The following is a 17,842-nucleotide window of genomic DNA, read 5'->3' as shown; positions in this document are numbered from 1 at the left end:
GGCGCGTACCAGTTGCCGCGATCGCTGCGCGGGCATCGCCTGCATGCGAAGCCACCTTATCTCGGTGGCGGCTCCGCACGCCTCGTCTTCAAGCCCTCATGCGTGCTGTGGCTGCGCCAGCTGACTGACCTGCGTCGCCGGCGGATCGACAACCAGGGTACCGCCATGGCCATCACTCGATGCCGTGAATGTGGACGCCATATAGTTGCCAAGCAGCGCAACACTTGCCGTGACGGTGCCGTCCGTCACCGTGAGCGTTCCCCGCGTGGTGTTTCCGCTGAAGGTCGGCGTGTGAACATTCGCGAAACTGATGTTCGCGAAATCGATCGCGTCCGAACCCGTCATGCCGGCGACGGTGCCGCTAAAGCTCGCCGAATTGTCGAGCTTCAGCGTTCCTGTCGAGCTCTGGAACAACACGGTGGCGTTCGAAGCCCCCGGCAATTCCAGCGTGGCACCCGATGCGATGGTCGCATTGCTGGAGCTCTCCCCCGTCACGTTGAATGGCTGCCAGGCCCCCCACGCGATGCCGTCATTGGCCCGGACCCAGAGTAGATCGTTGCCCGGGCCGGCCTGATAGGTCGTCTGGGATAGTTGCGCCGCCGTGATATCGATCTCGGCACTTGCCTGCTGCGTTACGCTGTTGACGATCCAGGCCCCGTTCGTGTTGGAATCCCACAACGCATATTTCGTTATGGTATCGCCATCCGCGTCCGTCGCGCTGAACAGGTTCGATGCGGCGAAGGTCTGGCCGGAGACCGTCACCACGTTCGAGGCCGACACCGTCGGCACCTGGTTGGTTGCGGTCGCCGTGAAGCTCGTCCACGCTCCCCACGCGATGCCGTCATTGGCCCGCACCCAGAGTGTATCCGACGGCGAGCCGCCGGGACCGAACACGTAACTCACCTGCGACAGGTTCGCCGCCGACACGTTGATGTTGGTGCCGGCTGCCTGTGCGACACCGTTCACCACCCAGTGACCGTTGCCGCCGGTGTCCCAGAGCCCGTATTGGGTGATAGCGTCGCCGTCGGGATCCGAGGCCGTGAACAGGGTCGTGGCCGCGACCGAATGGTCGTGAAGCCCGGTCGCGTTCGATGCCGTCACGACCGGCGGGCTGTCGGGCCCCGGGGTTGCGGTGAAGCCCGTCCAGGCGCCCCACGCCAATCCGTCGTTCGCACGCACCCAGAGCGTATCGGGCGTCGAGCCGGTCGGCCCGAACACATAACTCACCTGCGACAGGTTCGCCGCAGATACGTCGATCTCGGTGCCGGCGGCCTGTGCGACACCGTTCACCACCCAGTGGCCATTGCCGCCGGTGTCCCAGAACGCGTATTGGGTGATGGTGTCGCCGTCGGGATCCGAGGCCGTGAACAGGGTCGTGGCCAGCGTCGACGTCTCGCCATGGGTCGCCGTCACGTTCGATGCCGTCACGACCGGCGGGCGGTCGGGTCCCGGTGTCGCGGTGAAGCCCGTCCAGGCGCCCCACGCCAATCCGTCGTTCGCACGCACCCAGAGCGTATCGGGCGTCGAGCCGAACGGCCCGAACACGTAACTCACCTGCGACAGGTTCGCCGCAGATACGTCGATCTCGGTGCCGGCTGCCTGTGCGACACCGTTCACCACCCAGTGGCCGTTGCCGCCGGTGTCCCAGAACCCGTATTGGGTGATGGTGTCGCCGTCGGGATCCGAGGCCGTGAACAGGGTCGTGGCCAGCGTCGACGTCTCGCCATGGGTCGCCGTCACGTTCGATGCCGTCACGACCGGCGGGCGATCGGGTCCCGGGGTTGCAGTGAAGCTCGTCCAGGCGCCCCACGCCAATCCGTCGTTCGCCCGCACCCAGAGCGTATCGGGCGTCAAGCCGAACGGCCCGAACACGTAACTCACCTGCGACAGGTTCGCCGCCGACACCTCAATGTTGGTGCCGGCTGCCTGCGCGACGCCGTTCACCACCCAGTGGCCATTGCCGCCGGTGTCCCAGAACCCGTATTGCGTGATGGTGTCGCCGTCAGGATCCGAGGCCGTGAACAGGGTCGTGGCCAGCGTTGACGTCTCGCCATGGGTCGCCGTCACGTTCGATGCCGTCACGACCGGCGGGCGGTCGGGTCCCGGGGTTGCGGTGAAGCTCGTCCAGGCGCCCCACGCGAATCCGTCATTGGCCCGCACCCAGAGCGTATCGGGCGTCGAGCCGAACGGCCCGAACACGTAACTCACCTGCGACAGGTTCGCCGCCGACACCTCGATGTTGGTGCCGGCTGCCTGCGCGACACCGTTCACCACCCAGTGACCATTGCCGCCGGTGTCCCAGAACGCGTATTGGGTGATGGTGTCGCCGTCGGGATCCGAGGCCGTGAACAGGGTCGTGGCCAGCGTCGACGTCTCGCCATGGGTCGCCGTGACGTTCGATGCCGTCACGACCAGCGGGCGGTCGGGTCCCGGGGTTGCGGTGAAGCTCGTCCAGGCGCCCCACGCGAATCCGTCATTGGCCCGCACCCAGAGCGTATCGGGCGTCGAGCCGAACGGCCCGAACACGTAACTCACCTGCGACAGGTTCGCCGCCGACACCTCGATGTTGGTGCCGGCTGCCTGCGCGACGCCGTTCACCACCCAGTGACCGTTGCCGCCGGTGTCCCAGAACCCGTATTGGGTGATGGTGTCGCCGTCCGAATCCGAGGCGGTGAACAGGCTCGTGGCCAGCGTCGACGTCTCGCCATGGGTCGCCGTCACGTTGACTGCGCTCACGGTTGGCGCGCTGTCGCCAGATGCCTTAGCCGTAAATTGAGTCCAGCCGCCCCAAAGCGTGCCGTCATTGGCCCGCACGGAAAGGGTGTCGGTCGTGCCGCTCGGACCAAACACGTAGCTCACCTGCGACAGGTTGGCCGCCGCAACATCGATCTCGGCATTGGTGGCCTGGACGACGCCGTTGATGACCCAGTGGCCGTGACCTTGTGTGTCCAAGAACGCATATTGGGTGATGGCATCGCCATCTGCGTCCGTCACGGAGAAGAGGCTGGACGCCAGCACAGAGGTCTGGCCAGAGCCTGCATGGATGTTGGACGCTGACGTGACCGGTGCGACATCGGCACGTGTCGTGACCAGCGTTCCGGTGCCAGAATCCGCGCTGACGCTGAACCGCACGCCGGGAAGCGCATCAAGCTGCAGATCGAAGGAAGTTGCCCCCTCGGTGACATGCAGGATGTTGCCGGCCCCCAAGGTCGCCGAGCCGCCCGATACGAAATTGAGGCCTGTCAGATCGATGCTGTCGCCCAGCACCAGACTGCTGATGGTGGTGCCGGCCAGGGAGGTGCCGTCGATCTTCAGTTGACCGCCGGAACCGCTGAAGGTGATGCCGCCGCTCGCGACGCTGCCGGTCTGCAATTCGACCGTGCCGCCGGAGATCGTGACCGGCCCCGTGGAGCCGCCAGAGGACACGATCTCATTGCCTCCGGCAAAGACCGCGACGTTGCTCGTCACCGCGCCGGCAACGTTGAGCGCGCCACCGCTCGACACCGCGATGTTGTGCGCCGTAGCTCCAGACGCAACGTTCAGCACGCCGCCACCGCTGACGGTCGCGTGATCGAGCGCGCCTCCCGACGACACGTTCACCGTGCCGCCCGAAATTCCGGTTCCGGAACCGGTCACGCCGGTGACCACCCCTCCGGAGAGTACGTTTTCGACGCCGCCGGCAAACACCGCGACATTGCTCAAAACCGTGCCGCCGACGTTGAAGATGCCGCCGCTCGAGACGGAGATATGGTCTACCGTCGCACCGGACGAGACATTCAGGTCACCGCCATTGAAGACGGTCGCATATTCGAAAGACGCGCCAGAGAGAACGTCGACCAGCCCGGAAATTACGGTGCCCGAACCGGCGACGCCGGTGACGGAACCACCTGCAGAGACGATTTCGTGGCCGCCACCTAGAATAACAACATTGCTGGTGATCTTGCCGCCAAGGTTGAGCGTGCCACCCGATAGCGTGACGTCGTGTGCCGTCGCGCCGGCGGAAACGTTCAGGACGCCGCCGCCGAAGGCCGTGGTGTTGAACGTCTGGCCGCCAGACGAAACATTTTCAACACCTCCGCTTGAAACCGCGGCGCCAATGCTGAAGCCACCGGCGGAAACTACCTGGTTGCCATGCAACAGAATCGTGGCGCCGGAATCGACACCACCACTAAAGACGGCCTCGAATCCGCCGGACAGGATCGTGCCCGTCGCGCTGCCACCGGCTGAACCGGGACTACCGCTGATCGGTCCTACGCCGAGCTGGAAGTAGCCGCCGCTCAGCACCGCCGTATCGGCCGCCGTGCCGCCGCTCAGCACCGTCATGCCGCCGGAGTTGGAGATCGTTGTCCCGGAGACTGTACCGCCCGAGGTGACTTGCGCGCCGCCGTTGTTGACGATGGTGGTGGACACTGCGAGGCCACCGGAATTCACACTGAGCTGACCGCCCGACACGGACGTGTTGCTGACGGTTCCGCCCGCCGAACCACCCAGTCCCTGGCTCGACGACGGAACGCCGACCTGCATGAAGCCGCCATCGCCAACGATGCTGCCCAGGGCCGTGCCGCCCGCGAACACGCTCTCGGTGCCACTCGTGGTGACGGTGGTGGCGGAGGTTAAGCCGCCCGACAAAACGTCGAGGATCGGGCCAACACCCACCGAATAGCCGCTCAGGACGGCGCCAGGCCCCACCTCGAGGTTGGTGCCGCTACCGAAAGTGGTGTTGGAAAGCTGCGAAACGGACGCTCCGCTGACCAGTTCTACGGCGCCGAAATTGGTGACCGAAACGCCACTCAGGGACCCACCTGAGAACAGCTTCAGCAGACCACCGTTGACCATCGTGGCGTTTGCCGACCCGCCGAAAAGGACGTCGAGCTCACCGCCGCCGAAGACAGTGGCGCCGTTCGCGGCACCTCCGGACGAAACGGTTTCCAGGCCGCCCTGGCGGATGTTGATGTTACTCGTCGTGCTTCCCGCGAGATTGAATTGGCCGCCGGAATTCACATTGATGTCGTGCGCGGACGCGCCGGCCAGCAAGTTCAGCGCGCCGCTGCCGTCGACAGCAAGGTCGCTGACGGTGGCTCCTGCGGACACGTTCACTGTGCCGACGACGTTGACCGTTGGGAAGCCGGACGAATCCAATGATCCGTTGATGGCACCGCCGGCAGAGACGTTCAATGTGGCGCCGCCCGCAATGAATACGGAGCTCGTCACCGTACCCAGAAGGCTGAGCGTTGCCCCGTTCGATACAGTAAGATCATGAACGGTGGCGCCAGCTGCGACGCCGGCCGCGGCTCCGGACGACAACGTGAAGAACTCGGCCGTGCCTCCGGAGAGGACATTGAGCGAGCCTCCCGACACCGTAAAGGACTGCGCGTTGCCGCCAGAAAGCACGTTCAGCGTGCCCCCCGACACATCGAAGTTCTGCGCATTGCCACCCGAAGAAATATTCTCCGTGCCGCCGGAGAAGACCTCCGAATTGCTGGTCTGAGCGCCAGCGAGATTGAGGATGCCGCCATTGCTGACGCCGAAGTCGTGGATCGTCGCGCCAAAGTCGGCCGTGACAAGGCCGCCGCTCCTGACCGTGAAGTAGGACAACTGGCCGCCCGCGGTCACGCTGACCGTACCACCCGACACGATCGTCTCGTTGCTGCCCGGAGCGCCCGTCTCGATGCCGCCGGAAGAGATCACAACCAGGCCGCTCGCATAGACCGTAACCTGGCTTGTCACCGTTCCGGCAACGTTCAGCGTGCCGCCCGACGACACGGCAATGGACGACGCCACACCGCCCGAGGAGACGTTGAGCATGCCGCCTGCATCCACCGTGGCCGAGACGCTGCCACCGCCGCTCGAGATATTCAGGCTGCCGCCGGACAGGATCGTGGCGCCGCTGTCGACACTACCGCTCGAAATCACTTCGTTGCCACCGGACAAAGTCGTTCCAGTAGCGCTGCCGCCGGACACAACGATCAGCGTGCCGCCAGTCAGGACGGTATCGCCGGATTCAGTACCGGAAGATACAGTTACGGTCACGCCGCTGGAAATCGTCTGCATGGCTCCGCCTCCAGGCCAGAATAAAATTCATTTGCCCGTTTTCGGAGCATCGATGCCCGTCGGCGTCGACGCCCTTTACGCGCTACATATTGGCGCCGACCGGAAATCCCGGTATGCGCTGAAAAACTTGCGCTATGTGATCGGCCGTAATCAGCCGCGCGCATTCAAAATGTCGCGGTGAATCCGCATGCCGCGAACACCACAGGAAATCCTTGTCTATGAAGTCGGACCGCAATCCTTTCGGACCGACCTGGGTGGGCAGTTTGGCGGTCGCAGGATAGGCAGGCTTCGGGGTGTCGGCATTCGACCAAACAGCCTCCGACTCGACCGGCGTGGCGTCGGTCGAACGATCAACGATTACCTTAGGTTGTCCCGCTAAATGGTTCGCCGGGCGTTTCACGGCGATCGCCGACGCGACGGTAATCGCATTCACAAAAAAACCCCTGCCCTGAAATAAAAAGAACTGCTCAAAAAGTGAACAAAAAGGTAGGCGAGATTAACAACCTCGTCAACGAACCAAACCTTAGTACCTCCTCGGGGCTGCTCCTGAATCGCCGTGCAACGATGAGCCGATCGAGCTTGCTTTGGGCGAAATCTGCTCTGCCGTGACAACGAACGTGGCGATCACCATCGCGAACGGAGAGGCGCATTTGATTGCGTTCGCGCGATCCGAGCCAGCGCACTCCCGCTCTCTGAGCCGAGCCTCCGCTTCGGGGAGGCTGAACCTCACGCCGCCTTCTTGCTCTCGGCGAGATTGGCGAGCTGGCGCAGGATCTCCGTGGTGCCCGCGAGCCGCTCTTCCGGCGTGTCCCATTCCTGGAAGAACACGACCTTCATGTCCGGCCGCACCTTGGCGGCCCGGCCGTGCTGACGGATGAACGTCACCAGCCGCTCCGGATGCGCAAAGCTGTTGTCGCGGAATGCGATCACGGCGCCCTTCGGGCCTGCATCGACCTTGCCGACATTGGCGCGGCGGCAATAGGCCTTGATCGCGGCGACCTTGAACAGATAGCGGACTTCGTCGGGCAGCACGCCGAAGCGATCGCGCATCTCGGCGGCAAAGGCGTCGATGTCCTCGTCGGTGTCGAGATCGGCGAGCCGACGATAGAGCGACAGCCGCACGCTGAGATCGTTGACGTAGTCTTCTGGAATCAAGACCGGCATGCCAATCGTGATCTGCGGCGACCAGCGATCGGCGGCAGGCTCGACGACGCCGGCCTTGAGGTTGACGATCGCCTCCTCCAGCATCGACTGGTACAGCTCGAAGCCGACTTCCTTGATGTGGCCGGACTGCTCCTCGCCGAGCAGATTGCCGGCGCCGCGGATGTCGAGGTCGTGCGAGGCAAGCTGGAAGCCCGCGCCCAGCGTCTCCAGCGACTGCAGCACCTTGAGCCGCCGCTCCGCCTGCGCCGTGATCTTCTGCTGCGCCGGCAGCGTGAACAACGCGTAGGCGCGCAGCTTGGAGCGACCGACGCGGCCGCGCAGCTGATAGAGCTGGGCGAGGCCGAACATGTCGGCGCGGTGCACGATCAGCGTGTTGGCATTCGGGATGTCGAGACCGGATTCGACGATCGTGGTCGACAGCAGGATATCGTATTTGCCGTCGTAGAACGCGGACATGATGTCTTCGATCACGGTCGGCGGCATCTGGCCGTGCGCGACGGCAACCTTCATCTCCGGCACGTTCTTGTCGAGGAAATCCTTGACGCCGGCGAGGTCCTCGATCCGTGGCACGACGTAGAAGGCCTGGCCGCCGCGATAGCGCTCGCGCAGCAGCGCCTCGCGGATCATCAGGGGGTCGTGGGGCGCGACGAAGGTGCGCACCGCGAGGCGATCGACCGGCGGCGATGCGATGATCGAGAGCTCACGGACCCCGGTCAGCGCCAGTTGCAGCGTGCGCGGGATCGGGGTCGCCGACAGCGTCAGGACGTGGACCTGGGCGCGCAGCTGCTTCAGCCGCTCCTTGTGGCTGACGCCGAAATGCTGCTCCTCGTCGACGATCAAGAGGCCGAGGTCCTTGAACTTGATGGCCTTGCCGAGCAGCGCATGGGTGCCGACGACGATGTCGACGCTGCCGTCAGCGAGTCCCTTCTTGGTCTGGTTCAAATCCTTGGTCGACACCAACCGCGAGGCCTGCGCGACATTGACCGGGAAGCCCTTGAAGCGCTCGGTGAAGGTGCGCGAATGCTGGCGCGCCAGCAGCGTGGTCGGCACCACGACCGCGACCTGCTTGCCTTCGAGTGCGACGGCGAAGGCCGCGCGCAGCGCCACCTCGGTCTTGCCGAAGCCGACGTCGCCGCAGATCAGGCGGTCCATCGGGCGGCCGATTTCGAGGTCCTTCAGGGTCGAGTTGATGGCCCCCAGCTGGTCCTCGGTTTCATCATAGGGGAAGCGTGCGCAGAACTCGTCATAGACGTGCGGCTGCAGCGGGAATTTCGGCGCCTCGTGCAGCTGCCGCTCCGCCGCGATCTTGATCAATTCGCCCGCGATCTCGCGGATGCGGTTCTTGAGCTTGGCCTTGCGCGCCTGCCAGCCGCCGCCCCCGAGACGGTCGAGCTCGACATTGGCGCTGTCGGAGCCGTAGCGCGACAGCAGCTCGATGTTCTCGACCGGCAGGAACAGCTTGGTCTCCGCCGCGTAGTGCAGTTCGAGGCAGTCATGCGGCGCGCCGGACACTTCGAGCGTCTGGAGACCGACGAAGCGGCCGATGCCGTGCTCGACGTGAACCACCAGATCGCCGGTCGCGAGGCTCGTCACCTCCGAGATGAAATTGTCGAGCTTGCGGCTCGCCTTGCGTGGCCGCACCAAGCGGTCGCCGAGAATATCCTGCTCGCTGATGACGGCGAACTCGTCGGTCTCGAAGCCGGACTCCATGCCGAGCACGGCCAGCATGGTCTCGTTGCGCGGCGTCGCCTGCACGATGCGCCAGGTGTTGACGCTGGTGGTGTTGAGCAGCTTGTGGTCGCGCAGCATCGCGCCCATGCGGTCGCGCGAGCCTTCGCTCCACAGCGCGACGATCACTTTCTTGCGCTGCGATTGCAGCGCGCCGATGTGGCCGACCACCGCCTCGAACACGTTGACATTGCCGTCGGCGCGCTCGGGCGCGAAATTGCGGCCCTGCCGCGCGCCGGCGTCGAACACGTCTGCCGTGCCTTCGGGCACCGCGAACGGCGTCAGCCGCGCCAGCGGCGCGTCGCCGAGCAGCTTGGTCCATTCGGCCTCGGTCAGATAGAGCTTGTCCGGCGGCAGCGGCTTGTAGATCGCGCCGCTGCCCGGATGCTCCAGCGCTTCGCGCCGTGCGTCATAGTAGTCGGCAACCTGGGTGAAGCGCTCGCGCGCGGCGTCCTCGCCCTGCGGCTCGATCGCAATGGTTGCGCCGTCGAGATAATCGAACAGCGTGTCCATCCGCTCCTGGAACAGCGGCAGCCAATGCTCCATGCCGGGATGGCGCCGCCCCTCGGAGACCGCTTCATAGAGCTGGTCGTCGCGCTCCGGCGCGCCGAACGCCGCGACATAGCCCATGCGGAAGCGGCGGATGGTCTCGGTGGTGAGCTGGAATTCCGAGACCGGCACCAGGTCGAGCCCGCGCATGTCCAGGTGTGTGCGCTGGGTCTCGGCATCGAAGGTGCGGATCGATTCCAGGCTATCGCCGAAGAAGTCGAACCGCACCGGCTGGTCGAGGCCGGCCGGAAACAGATCGAGGATGCCGCCGCGCACGGCGTATTCGCCGGGTTCACGCACCGTGGACGAGCGGGTGTAGCCATTGTGCTCCAGCCAGGCGACGACCGAGTCCATCGGCACGACGTTGCCGGGGACGACCGACAGCGCCTGCGCCGCGACCTGATCGCGCGCCGGCACCCGCTGCACGGCGGCGTTCACCGTGGTCAGCACGATCAGCGGCTTGTCGGAGCCCGTCAGCCGCGACAGTTTCGCCAGCGCGGTCAGCCGCTGCGCCAGGATACCGGAATGCGGCGAGACGCGGTCATAGGGCTGGCAGTCCCAGGCCGGGATCTGCATGACCGCGATATCGGGGGCGAAGAACTCCAGCGCGCGGGCAAGCTGCTGCATCCGTGCGCCGTCGCGGCACACCACCGCGAGGCTGACCGCCGGCCGCTTCGGCTGCGCGGCGATGGCGCGCGCCAGATCGGAGATGACGAGCCCCTCGGCGCCCTCGGCGACGTTGGCGATGGTCAGCACCCGGCCGGGTGCGAGCATCGCGGCCGGCGATTTCATCGGCTGCTTCATGCGCTGGGGTCCGCAACCCGGAACGCCTTGATGCGGGCAAACAGCGCGGTCGCATATTCCGAAGGCAGCACCTTGTCACCGGTCAGCGCGGCATAGAGATCGGGATCCGGAACCTCGATCAGGTGCTCGAGCTCACCGATCTCCTGATCGGACAGCTCGCCAATGGTCGCGTCTGCGAACCGGCCGAGGATCAGGTCCATCTCCCGGGTGCCGCGGTGCCAGCAGCGAAACAGAAGCCGCTTGCGGCGGTCATCGAGCCCCTGGCTCGATCGTGTCGATCCCGTCATGTCCCAAAATCCGTTCAACGCGAAAAGCCCGGACGTGCCGGGCGCGCTTGATATAGCGACAGCGGCGGCCGATGTCAGCCCTCATTCGCCGCCTTTTGGGGTTTCCTTGCGCGCATGACGTGAGTCGTGTGTAAAGGGCTGCGATGCGCCCCGCTTTGCTCAATCCGCTGTTTGCCCAGGTCACGACGCTTTCGGGCGTCGGCCCGAAGCAGGACAGACTGCTGCGCTATTTGCTCGACCGGAGCGAGACGCCGCGGCTGGTCGACCTCCTGCTGCACCTGCCGGCGAGCGTGATCGACCGCCGCGCCCGGCCGAAGATCCGGGATGCTGTGGTCGGAACCATGGTGACGCTGGAGGTCACCGTCGATCGCCATCGCCCGCCACCGCCACGCAATTCGCGCGCACCTTACCTCGTCTATGCCAGCGACGACACCGGCGACGTGGTGCTGACCTTCTTCCGCGCCCAGCCCGGCTATGTCGAGAAGCTGCTGCCGATGGGCGAGAAGCGCTACGTCTCCGGCACGCTGGCGATGTATGACGGCATCCCGCAGATCGTGCATCCCGATCGCGTCGTCGACGAAGCCGGCTTTGCAAAGCTCTCCGGCATCGATCCGGTCTATCCGCTGACCGAGGGGCTGGCGATCGGCTCGCTCCGCCGCGCCATCGCGCAGGCGCTGACCAAGCTGCCGGATTTGCCGGAGTGGATCAGCCCCGAGGTGCTGCGCCGTTGCAACTTCCCGCCGATCCGGGAGGCGCTGACCCGCGTCCATGTCCCGGTCGAGCTGACCGACATCCTGCCCGATGGACCGTTCTGGTCGCGGCTCGCGTTCGACGAACTGCTGGCGGGCCAGCTCGCGCTGGCGTTGATCCGCGCCACGCTGCGCCGCCCCGCCGGCGTGCGCAATGCGGGCGACCGCCATCTGCGCAACAGGATCATCGACGCCCTGCCCTATGCGCTGACCAGGTCGCAGCGCGAGGCGGTCGCGGCGATCACGGAGGATCTGCGCCAGCCGGTGCGGATGCTGCGCCTCGTGCAGGGCGATGTCGGTTCCGGCAAGACCGTGGTGGCGCTGCTCGCGGCCGCCGCCGTCACCGAGGCCGGCAAGCAGGCGGCGCTGATGGCGCCGACCGAAATCCTGGCGCGCCAGCACATCAAGACCATCGCGCCGCTCGCCGAGCGCGCCGGCATGCGGGTTGCGATCCTCACCGGCCGCGAAAAGGGTAAGGAGCGCCGCGAGCTCCTGGCGCGGCTGGAGGCCGGCGAAATCGATCTGCTGGTCGGCACCCATGCGCTGATCCAGGACGATGTGATCTACAAGGCGCTGGCGCTCGCCGTGGTCGACGAGCAGCATCGTTTCGGCGTGCGCGAACGGCTCGCGCTGACCTCCAAGGGCGAGGCCGTCGACGTGCTGGTGCTGAGCGCGACACCGATCCCGCGCACGCTGGTGCTGACATATTTCGGCGACATGGACGTCTCCGAGCTGCGCGAAAAGCCGGCGGGACGCCAGCCGATCGACACCCGCGCAGTGCCGATGAGCCGGATCGAGGACGTCATGGACGGCGTCGGCCGCGCGCTTGGCGCGGGAAAACTCGTCTACTGGATCTGCCCGCTGGTCGACGAATCCGAGGCCGAGGGCACCGAGCACCTCACCAACGCGACCGAACGTTTCGAGAGCCTGCAGCAGCGGTTCGGCGATCGCGTCGGCCTGGTGCACGGGCAGATGAAGGGTGCCGAGAAAGACCGTGTGATGGCGCAGTTCGCCGCACACGAGATCGGCCTCCTGGTCGCGACGACGGTGGTCGAGGTCGGTGTCGACGTGCCGGCGGCGACCATCATGGTGATCGAGAACGCCGAACGCTTCGGCCTCGCGCAATTGCATCAATTGCGCGGCCGCATCGGCCGCGGCTCGGAGGCTTCGACCTGCCTGCTGCTCTACAAGGAGCCGCTCGGCGAGATGTCGAAGGCGCGGCTCAAGGTGATCCGCGAGACCACGGACGGCTTCCGGATCGCCGAGGAGGATCTCAAGCTGCGCGGCGAAGGCGACGTGCTCGGCGTCCGCCAGAGCGGCCTGCCCGGCTACCGCATCGCGCGCTCCGAGGTGCACGGCCAGCTCATCACCCAGGCCCGCGACGAGGCGTTGCGGATCATGAAGGACAATCCGAAGCTCAAGGGCGAGCGCGGCGAAGCGCTGCGCTGCCTGCTCTACCTCTACGAACGCGACGAGGCCGTGCCGCTGATCGGCGCGGGGTAGCTGCCAACGGCAGGCGCGGCCTTGCTTTTGCCGATCAAGGGGTATACCCCTCCGCCGCCGCGAAAAACGACCGCCTGAACCGGCAAGCCCGGCAGGCCGTCGCGTACACGTCAGCCACGCACTCACGTGGTTCGGCCAGCGTCTCCGAAAGCAATCGCCTGACACCTATCAGGCCATCGCAGCCATCAGCGCCGCCGCGCGCTGCATGTTTGCGACCACAGGAGCGCTACCATGCGAAATCCGGTTACGATCATTGGCGCCGGCCTCGGCGGTCTCACGCTCGCGCGTGTTCTGCATCTCCACGGCTTCGCCGCAACGATCTATGAAGCCGAGATTTCGGCGAGCCAAAGGACGCAAGGCGGCCTGCTCGATATTCACGAACATAACGGACAGCTCGCGCTCAGGGCCGCAGGGCTGTTTGACGCGTTCCTGGAGCTCGTCCGTCCCGGTGAAGATGCCAAGCGCATCGTCGACAAAGACGGCCATGTCCTGTTCGACCAGCCCGGCAGCCGCACCGGCACGCGCCCCGAGGTCGACCGCGGCGATCTTCGGCGCATACTGATCGATTCGATCCCTCCGAATGCGATTCGATGGGGACACAAGGTCACGTCGATCGCTGCGCGCGGTGACGGACGGCACGACATCACCTTTGCCCATGGCGCGACGGTGACATCGGACGTGCTCGTCGGCGCCGACGGTGCATGGTCGAAGGTCCGTCCGCTGCTGTCGGAGTCGAGACCTGCGTACACCGGCGTCTCGTTCATCGAGACCTCGCTGTTCGACGGCGACACGCGCCACAAGGCAAGCGCGGATGCGATCGGCAGCGGCACGCTGATGGCCGTTGCTCCCGGCAAGGGTATTCTGGCGCATCGCTATGCCGATGGCACGCTGCATACTTATGCGGCCCTGAAGGAGCCGGAGGATTGGATCAACTCGATCGACTTCAGCGACCCCAAAGCTGGCCTGGCGCATCTTGCCGAACAATTTCGCGGCTGGGCCCCGCAACTTACCGCCCTGATCACCGACGGTGAAACCGATCCGGTGCTGCGCCGGATCCATGCGCTGCCGGTCGGACATCGATGGCGGCGTGTGCCCGGCGCAACGCTGCTCGGCGATGCCGCGCATCTGATGTCGCCGTTCGCCGGCGAAGGCGCAAACCTTGCGATGCTCGATGGCGCGGAACTCGCCCGGGCGCTTGTTGCCACTCCCGATGACGTCGAAGGCGCGCTGGCCCGCTATGAAAGCGAGCTATTCCCGCGAAGCGCTGATGTGGCGGAACAGACCGCTGCGAACCTGGAGGAGTTCTTCGGCGACCGCGCCCCCGAGAGCGTGGTTGACCTGTTCAGCCAGCATCTTGCGTGAAACAGCAACGCGTCAATCAGCGCCGATCACCCTCGGTCGATGAAACCGGCACCAGCTCATGTCCCGCAGCCTGCCAGCCGCGGCAGCCGCCTTGGATCACGGCGACATGCGCAAATCCGATGTCGTGCAGCGCCTGAGCGGCGCGCTTGGCCTTGCCGCCGCCGCCGCAGGTCAGGATGATCGGCTGCTCGCGATCGCCGAGTGCGGGATCGGACGCAGCGATGCCAGCGATCTCCTCGTGGCTGATATTGCGCGCGCCCGCGATGGTGCCGCGCTCGCGCAACTGCCAGGGCTCGCCGACATCGATCAGCGTGATGCCGCCTTGCTCGAGCTCGCGCTTGGCCTGGTCGGGCGACAGCAGTCGCGCGCCCTCACCGGACGGCGTCTCGCCGGAGCGCATCAGCCCTCGACCTTGGCCGGCGCCGCCGGCTGCAACGACGCCTGATTGGCGATCCGCGCGGCATTGGCCATGCCGGCGAGCGCCGCGGCGCGCTTCTGATCGTTGGTGCCGGGCTGCACCACGCCGGCCGACATGATCAAGGTCGCGGCATCCTCGGTGCTCATCTCGATCTCGATGACCTTGCTCTTCGGCACGTAGAAGAAGAAGCCAGTGGTCGGGTTCGGCGCACACGGCAGGAACACCGAGATGTGCTCCTCCTGTCCGGGGAAGCTGGCGGCGAGCTCGGCGTTCGGCGCCTGCGAGATCAGCACGATCGACCACATCCCGGGCGAAGGAAATTCGACCAGGCCGACGCGGCGGAAGCTCGAGCCGTTGCCGGAGAACAGCGTCTCGAACACCTGCTTCAGGCCGCGGTAGATCGCACGCACCGCAGGAATCCGCCCAAGCAGCCGCTCGCCGAGATCGACCAGCGTTCGCCCGATCAGGTTGGCGGTGAGAAAGCCAAGCAGCGTCAGCGCGATGACCGCGACGATCAGGCCGGAACCGGGCAGCCCGAACGGCAGATAGGTCTCCGGCCGGTAGGCCGTGGGTACGAACGGGCGGACCAGATTGTCGACCCAGTTCACGAACCACCAGGTCAGGTACAGGGTGATCGCAACTGGCCCGGCCACCACGAGGCCGGTCAGGAAATAGTTGCGGAAACGCGCCATCAGCCCGCGCGGCGCGTCCGGCGGCAAATCACCAGCGACAGGAGGCACTTGGTTGGAAGTCATTGCGGTTCCAAGGTCGTCGAAGCGGCGTCGAAGCGGCCGTTGTCCAGCACCCAGCTAAGCCATTCTGACGCATTTTTGAAGGGGCCGCGTGACGGCCCGGCTTGCGACTATTCGACCGTGACCGATTTGGCCAGATTCCGGGGCTGATCGACGTCGGTGCCCATCACGACGGCAGTATGATAGGCGAGCAGCTGCACCGGCACCGCATAGACCATCGGCGCAAAGGTCGCGCCCATGTCCGGCATCACGATCGTGACCAGAGACTGGATGGTCGCCTCGGCGGCGCCCTTGGCGTCGGTCATCAGGATGATCTTGCCGCCGCGGGCGGCGACCTCCTGCATGTTGGAGACGGTCTTCTCGAACACCTTGTCGTAGGGCGCGATCACCACCACCGGCATGTGCTCGTCGATCAGCGCGATCGGGCCGTGCTTGAGCTCGCCGGCGGCATAGCCCTCGGCATGGATGTAGGAGATCTCCTTCAGCTTCAGCGCGCCTTCCAGCGCCAGCGGATAGCTGGTGCCGCGGCCGAGATAGAGCACGTCGCGCGACTTCGAGATTTCGCGCGCCAGCTTCTCGATCTGCGGCTCTGACGTGAGCGCCTCCGACATCAGGCGCGGAATTTCGACGAGGCCGTGCACCAGCTTGCTCTCGTCGGCCTCGGACAGCTCGCCGCGCGCCTTGCCGGCGGCGACCGCGAGCGAGGCCAGCACCATCAGCTGGCAGGTGAACGCCTTGGTCGAGGCGACGCCGATCTCGGGACCTGCCAGTGTCTGCAACACGGTCTCGCTCTCGCGAGCAATCGTCGAGGTCGGCACGTTGACGACCGAGAGCGTGTGCGTGCCCTGCGCCTTGGCGTAGCGCAGCGCCGCCAGCGTGTCGGCGGTCTCGCCGGACTGCGAGATGAAGATCGCGAGATCGCCCTTGCGCAGCGGCGCCTCGCGGTAGCGGAATTCGGAGGCGACATCGAGCTCGACCGGCAGCCGCGCCAACCGCTCCAGCCAGTATTTCGCGACGAAGCCGGCATAGCTCGCGGTGCCGCAGGCGGTGATCGAGACGCGCTGGATGTCCTTGAAGTCGAACGGCAGCTTGACCGGCATGGTGACGCGCTCGGTCGCCATATCGACGTAACGCGCGAGCGTATGCCCGACCACTTCGGGCTGCTCGTGGATCTCCTTCGCCATGAAGTGGCGATAGTTCGCCTTGTCGACCAGCGCCGTCGCCGTGGTGTGCTTGATCGCCTCGCGATGCACGATGGCGTTGTCCTTGTCGAAGATCGTCGCGCCCTTGCGGTTCAGCACCACCCAGTCGCCGTCCTCGAGATAGCTGATCGTATCGGTGAACGGCCCGAGCGCGATCGCATCCGAGCCGAGATACATTTCGCCCTCGCCGTGGCCGACCGCGAGCGGCGGGCCGTTGCGGGCGCCGATCATCAGATCGTCCTCGCCGGCGAAGATGAAGCCGAGCGCGAAAGCGCCGCGCAGCTGCGACAGCGCCGCCCTCACCGCCTCGACCGGCGCGACGCCGCCCTTGAGCAGATTGTCGACCAGATGCACCACGACCTCGGTGTCGGTCTCGGTGGCGAACACCGCGCCCCTGGCTTCAAGTTCCTCGCGCAGCTCGCGGAAATTCTCGATGATGCCGTTATGCACGACGGCGACGCGTTCGGTGGCGTGCGGATGCGCGTTGTTCTCGGTCGGCCTGCCGTGGGTCGCCCAGCGGGTGTGGCCGATGCCGGTGTGGCCGCCGAGCGGCTTCGCTTCGAGCCGGGTCTCCAGATTCTTCAGCTTGCCCTCGGCGCGCCGCCGCGCCAGGACGCCGTTCTCCAGCGTCGCGACCCCCGCGGAATCATAGCCGCGATATTCGAGCCGCTTCAGCGAATCCACCAATTGCTCCGCGACCGGAGCGCGTCCAAGAATGCCGACGATGCCGCACATGCGGTTCAATGTCCCCAAAAATCGCCGAAAATTTGCCGAAGCGGCGACACGGTCCCTTAACGGGAATCGCCGGCCGCAAGATACTCAATAATTATTGCCGATTGCGACAGTCTTAAACGGCAAGGTTGATGCGAAAGGCTGGTTAATCGGGGCTAACCAGTTTGGCAAGAGTGCGTCAGCCAGCACCGGCGCCGGCAGCCGAACCTTGGGCCTTCGCCGTGCATCCTGACGTAGGCGAACAAGCCCACGAGGCCCCACAGCCCGCGACCGGTCTTTGTGAAGATCGTTTCGACCAATGCTTGGACCAGACAAAGGAGCAGGTCGTTCACGGTTCCCAACCCCGACCGTGGAGCCGGACGTCGCGGCACGTCAGCATGCCGTGCAGTCCGGCCTTGATGAAAAGCAGATAGAGCGCGAACGCCAGCACGAAGCCGATCCGGTTGTCGCTCGCGGCAAAGTTGCGCATGATGTGTTCTGCTTCGCCGCCGCTTGATCGCGATGAAACCGCCGCGGGCAAACGCCGTGAACCGCGTCAACG

At 65.7% G+C, this 17,842-nt stretch carries 10 protein-coding genes; 2 read left to right on the top strand and 8 right to left on the bottom strand.

Translation table 11 applies throughout. The features are described from left to right. Positions 1 to 96: 96 nt before the first annotated feature. From JQ507_16285 to JQ507_16270, 4 genes are all read right to left on the bottom strand, one after another. Positions 97 to 6,051, bottom strand: a complete 5,955-nt coding sequence (locus JQ507_16285) for a hypothetical protein (GenBank protein QRI72924.1) — start codon at positions 6,049 to 6,051, stop codon at positions 97 to 99. A gap of 82 nt (positions 6,052 to 6,133) precedes the next feature. Next, the gene (locus JQ507_16280; protein ID QRI72923.1) at positions 6,134 to 6,484 is read right to left on the bottom strand and encodes a hypothetical protein; all 351 of its coding nucleotides are present in this window, start codon (positions 6,482 to 6,484) and stop codon (positions 6,134 to 6,136) included. 293 nt (positions 6,485 to 6,777) lie between these two features. Further along, the gene (gene mfd / locus JQ507_16275; protein QRI72922.1) at positions 6,778 to 10,296 is read right to left on the bottom strand and encodes a transcription-repair coupling factor; all 3,519 of its coding nucleotides are present in this window, start codon (positions 10,294 to 10,296) and stop codon (positions 6,778 to 6,780) included. Then, positions 10,293 to 10,583: a succinate dehydrogenase assembly factor 2 gene (locus tag JQ507_16270; protein QRI72921.1), complete on the bottom strand. Its 291-nt coding sequence runs from the start codon at positions 10,581 to 10,583 to the stop codon at positions 10,293 to 10,295. The genes mfd and JQ507_16270 overlap by 4 nt, the downstream gene beginning before the upstream one ends. A 143-nt stretch (positions 10,584 to 10,726) precedes the next feature. On the opposite strand from JQ507_16270, the gene recG reads away from it, so the two are divergent. After that, positions 10,727 to 12,835 carry an ATP-dependent DNA helicase RecG gene (gene recG / locus JQ507_16265; protein QRI72920.1) on the top strand — a complete coding sequence of 703 codons (2,109 nt, stop codon included), beginning with the start codon at positions 10,727 to 10,729 and terminating at the stop codon, positions 12,833 to 12,835. Positions 12,836 to 13,066: 231 nt separating this feature from the next. Further along, on the top strand, positions 13,067 to 14,197 hold the full coding sequence (locus JQ507_16260; protein ID QRI72919.1) for an FAD-dependent monooxygenase: 1,131 nt from the start codon (positions 13,067 to 13,069) through the stop codon (positions 14,195 to 14,197). 16 nt (positions 14,198 to 14,213) lie between these two features. On the opposite strand, the gene JQ507_16255 is transcribed toward JQ507_16260, so the two are convergent. The 4 genes from JQ507_16255 to JQ507_16240 all read right to left on the bottom strand — a co-directional run bounded on the left by JQ507_16255 (position 14,214) and on the right by JQ507_16240 (position 17,770). After that, positions 14,214 to 14,597, bottom strand: coding sequence for a rhodanese-like domain-containing protein (locus JQ507_16255; GenBank protein QRI72918.1), 384 nt, complete (start codon positions 14,595 to 14,597; stop codon positions 14,214 to 14,216). Beyond that, positions 14,597 to 15,370, bottom strand: coding sequence for a DUF502 domain-containing protein (locus tag JQ507_16250; GenBank protein ID QRI72917.1), 774 nt, complete (start codon positions 15,368 to 15,370; stop codon positions 14,597 to 14,599). The genes JQ507_16255 and JQ507_16250 overlap by 1 nt, the downstream gene beginning before the upstream one ends. Positions 15,371 to 15,477: 107 nt before the next feature. After that, positions 15,478 to 17,304: a glutamine--fructose-6-phosphate transaminase (isomerizing) gene (gene glmS, locus JQ507_16245; GenBank protein ID QRI72916.1), complete on the bottom strand. Its 1,827-nt coding sequence runs from the start codon at positions 17,302 to 17,304 to the stop codon at positions 15,478 to 15,480. Between the two features lie 325 nt (positions 17,305 to 17,629). Then, the gene (locus tag JQ507_16240; protein QRI72915.1) at positions 17,630 to 17,770 is read right to left on the bottom strand and encodes a hypothetical protein; all 141 of its coding nucleotides are present in this window, start codon (positions 17,768 to 17,770) and stop codon (positions 17,630 to 17,632) included. Positions 17,771 to 17,842 lie beyond the last annotated feature (72 nt).

The organism is Bradyrhizobium sp. PSBB068, from assembly GCA_016839165.1.
GTDB lineage: Bacteria > Pseudomonadota > Alphaproteobacteria > Rhizobiales > Xanthobacteraceae > Bradyrhizobium.
Note: the sequence above shows the minus strand (reverse complement) of the source record. Positions and strands in the feature narration are given on the sequence as shown.